The sequence below is a fragment of the Pseudomonas sp. RIT-To-2 genome, from assembly GCF_029623465.1.
In the GTDB taxonomy this organism is placed as follows: Bacteria; Pseudomonadota; Gammaproteobacteria; order Pseudomonadales; family Pseudomonadaceae; genus Aquipseudomonas; species Aquipseudomonas silvicola.
This window is the reverse complement of the sequence record NZ_JAPYKM010000090.1, coordinates 1-2,005: the sequence shown is the minus strand read 5'-3', so window position 1 is coordinate 2,005 and position 2,005 is coordinate 1. Positions and strand designations below refer to the sequence as shown.

Genomic DNA, 2,005 nt, shown 5'->3' with positions numbered 1-2,005 from the left:
TTCTTCGCAGACGCCCCAGCCGCCCGAGCCTACGCGAGCGCCTGCAAAACAGCCCGCACCCCGCCCTTCGCCGCGGTGGCCCCGGGCACGACCGCCAACAGCACATCCAAGTCTACGGTGCTGGTATCCACCCCACCAGTGGCGTAACGCTCCAACGCCTGCCATTGATCTGCATTCAGGTCCGCGTCGTTAGAGATAGTGCCTATCTCGCTTTTTCAAGCTGAGCATATTGAAAAACTACGCCTGGCGAATATCAGATAAAAAATCATAAAATTCTTTTTCTGTCATCTCAAACTCTGGCCCTTCGACCATTGCCATTAGTGACAACAACGCACTGTCTAAAGCTTTTGTAAGAGAGAGGTTTGGATCTTGGTAAATATCAAGTGCCTCTTTTGATATTTTAAAAATATCAAATCCATCAGCAACTGCTCTTCTAAGTCTGTCAGCCACTATATCTTCCATGCTCATTGCTGCCCCCAACTCTTTAACTCCGCTCCGGTCGGAGGATAGTGCTGAGCATCAACCGGCTGCCCATTAATACTTTTCGGGTGGACACGGATTACTTCTCCTGCATGGTCATAGCTTTCCATCCATTGCCTCGTACTGCCCGTTCTAGGATCAAACTCCGTGGCGAAAGAAGCACCTCGAGTAGGTCCTTTTGTCCTTGCAGGAACCTCTTGTGTGTAGTAATGAATACGGCCATCAGGCAGTGTTCTAGTGACCGTTGCTGTCTCTTGAGTTTTTTGTAGTCCTGATAGTTTCGCTCTCAATGCAGCTTGGGCATTTGTGTGGCTTAGCTACAACTTCTCCCGTTGTAGCAGTAGCGTTTGCATCTCCACTAACAACATCCGCTCCAACCGCTCTCGCCTCACCACCCACTCGAGCGGCGAACGAAGAACCGAGACTGGTGCTGAGTGAAGCCTATGCAGAATAACCACTCATAAATTTTCGACGCACACAATATCTTTGCAAAAGTACTCCAACCACGACTAGCAACATCAATATCGCCAGAGTTTATTACATACCTATCCATTGACCTAATCCAGGCTTCCATTGCAGCTAAAAACCTCTTTAAGCCCGCGTTTTCCCAATCATCGGAATTAAGTATCATCTCCTCTCTAAACTCTCCAAAGCGGATGGTAGCTTTTGGCCTGCGGCTCCTATTTCTTTTGCACCAACTAAACTCTCACTTCAAGAAGTAAAATCTTACTATCAGAAAATCTAATCATATCATCTACAACTGATAGACACTCACCAGACTCAATCACACTAAGCCCGCAGCTTCCAAAATTCAAATACACTCCAATACAACCTTCTTCGACATCACTAATCCTGTACTCATATACCGACAAAATTTTCAACCCTAGATACTTATCCAACCCACTTAACGACTTAATCGGGTACGCAAAATCGTCATTTATCTCAGACAACTCCAGCAATTCCGGATCCGAATCCAACTTCAAAAACCTTGACACGCCCTCGCTAATTGTTAATGACACCCACCCAGAGTTAGAAACATTAAAAAACAATACCAAAAACTCACAAACCAAATTTCCAGTCATAAAGAATGAGCGAAATCTGACATCATGCAATACCTCATTGATCAGCACAGCTTTTCGCCTCCATATTAAAATTTAGACGACTTCTCTGGAATCAGCGTATCAAACTCGTACTTCCCATCTGGCAATACTCGCAGACTTACGGTGCTATTAGTTTTGACGCTGTACACATGAATGAGGTCATAATTTCCTCGCACAGTTGAGCTGGGGATCAATGGACTCACAGACGTAACGTTCTCTAAGGTTTCTTTAACCGTCGCTTTAGCCAGCTCTACACCGGCCCTGCTTGTTTCATAGGGCAGCCGACCCTCACCAATTTTTGTTCCCAGTTTTTTGTTGAGGTTAGACGACTGTGCTGCAAAGAAGTCATCTACCTCTCCAAAACCAGGAACCTTCTGAATCCCTTTTGCACCTCCACTAACAACATCCGCTCCAACCGCTCTCGC

The 2,005-nt window shown here is 46.1% G+C and carries 3 protein-coding genes; all 3 read right to left on the bottom strand.

Annotation, left to right across the window (positions count from 1 at the left end):
* Positions 1 to 237: 237 nt before the first annotated feature.
* Positions 238 to 468 carry a hypothetical protein gene (locus QBK88_RS30655; RefSeq protein ID WP_268148197.1) on the bottom strand — a complete coding sequence of 77 codons (231 nt, stop codon included), beginning with the start codon at positions 466 to 468 and terminating at the stop codon, positions 238 to 240.
* 400 nt (positions 469 to 868) lie between these two features.
* Entirely contained in the window at positions 869 to 1,138 is a 270-nt protein-coding gene (locus QBK88_RS31045; RefSeq protein WP_445765030.1) for a DUF7660 family protein, read from the bottom strand.
* Positions 1,139 to 1,627: 489 nt separating this feature from the next.
* Positions 1,628 to 2,005 (bottom strand): hypothetical protein (locus QBK88_RS30650; RefSeq protein ID WP_277965041.1); only part of this gene is annotated, 378 nt, incomplete at its 5' end.

Excerpts from the sequence above, each read along its gene's own strand:
- QBK88_RS30655 (WP_268148197.1), bottom strand. The coding sequence starts at position 468 with ATGAGCATGGAAGATATAGTGGCTGACAGACTTAGAAGAGCAGTTGCT.